Source organism: Pseudoalteromonas sp. Cn5-37 (genome assembly GCF_021532495.1).
In the GTDB taxonomy this organism is placed as follows: Bacteria; Pseudomonadota; Gammaproteobacteria; order Enterobacterales; family Alteromonadaceae; genus Pseudoalteromonas; species Pseudoalteromonas simplex.
In genome coordinates this window covers 1-1,228 of the sequence record NZ_JAKGBA010000089.1, presented here as the reverse complement: position 1 = coordinate 1,228, position 1,228 = coordinate 1, and the positions used below count along the sequence as shown (strand labels likewise).

Below are 1,228 nucleotides of genomic sequence, written 5' to 3'. Positions count from 1 at the left end.
TGTTCTGGTCAACTCCAGCCGGACACTTTTCTTAAAGAATTTTCATACTCTACTGGTGACTGATCGTTATTAGCTGAGTGCAGCCTTTCCAGATTGTAATATTTCATATATTCAGTAACATCACTTTTCATGTGTTCACGAGTTGGCTGAGCCACTTTTAACAACCAATCATGTTTCAAGCTGCCAAAGAACCTTTCAACAACAGCGTTATCCCAACAAGCCCCCACATCACCCATGCTTGCTCGCATACCAAACTGCTTTAACAGGCTACGATATCGCTTACTCGTATACTGAGACCCTCTATCAGAATGAAATACCAAGCCTTTGGCTGGTTTTCTCAAGTTATAAGCCTTAATCATGGCTTTCATTACTAAATCAGTCGTCATACGTTTATCAATATGCCAGCCAACTATTCGACGAGAATATAGATCCATTACAACAGCAAGGTACATCCAGCCTTCGCCAGTTTTCAGGTATGTCACGTCGCCAGCCCAAATCTGATTGGGGGCTATCGGATTAAAGTTCTGGTTAAGCAAATTATCTGCAACTGCATCAGAGTGCTTACGCTTAGTTGTTACTTTATAAGCTACTCGTTGTTTAACCACTAAATGGAGCTGCGCCATTAACCTTCTGGTTTTAAAGCGTGTTATTTTAAAACCTTCTTTGCGTAAGTTCTTACATAGCTCACGGTAGCCTAAGCTTTCTCTGCTGCGCTTAAACAGCGCTTTAGCTCTGCGATAAAGATGCAGCTCTTCTGCCGTTATAAGCTTTGCTGGACGCGCCAGCCATGCGTAATAGCTTGAGCGACTCACCTTCATCGCTGAGCATAATTTTATAACGCGAAAAGCTTGGCTATTTTCTTTGATGAACTGATACTTTACTTCATTTCTCTCGCAAAGAAGGCGCTGGCCTTTTTTAAGATCTCTTTCTCCATTTTGAGATCTTTGTTTTCTTTTCTTAGGCGCTTTAACTCTGCACGCTCATCTTCATTTAGCGAATTACCTGCTTGTTGCTCTTCGAGTTTAGCTTTCCAGTTATAAATAAGTTTGGTGGTGATCCCTAAAGAAGCTGCGGCCTCTGAAACTGAATAACCTTGCTCAGTCACTAAAGCAACTGCTTCTTGCTTAAATTCGGTTGTATAAGTTTTGTTTTTTCGTTTTGTCATTTAACACCTCAATATTAGATCATTGTCCATTATTAAAGTGTCCTGCTCAATTAAACCAGTTCA

General features: G+C 40.7%; 1 protein-coding gene. It reads right to left on the bottom strand.

Annotation, left to right across the window (positions count from 1 at the left end; translation table 11 throughout):
* Positions 1-8: 8 nt before the first annotated feature.
* Positions 9-1,165 (bottom strand): IS3 family transposase gene (locus tag L1266_RS22195; protein ID WP_235374372.1). Its coding sequence is split into 2 segments (ribosomal slippage): positions 9-922 and positions 922-1,165, totalling 1,158 coding nucleotides; the frame shifts between segments, so codons are not numbered across the junction.
* Positions 1,166-1,228: the final 63 nt, after the last annotated feature.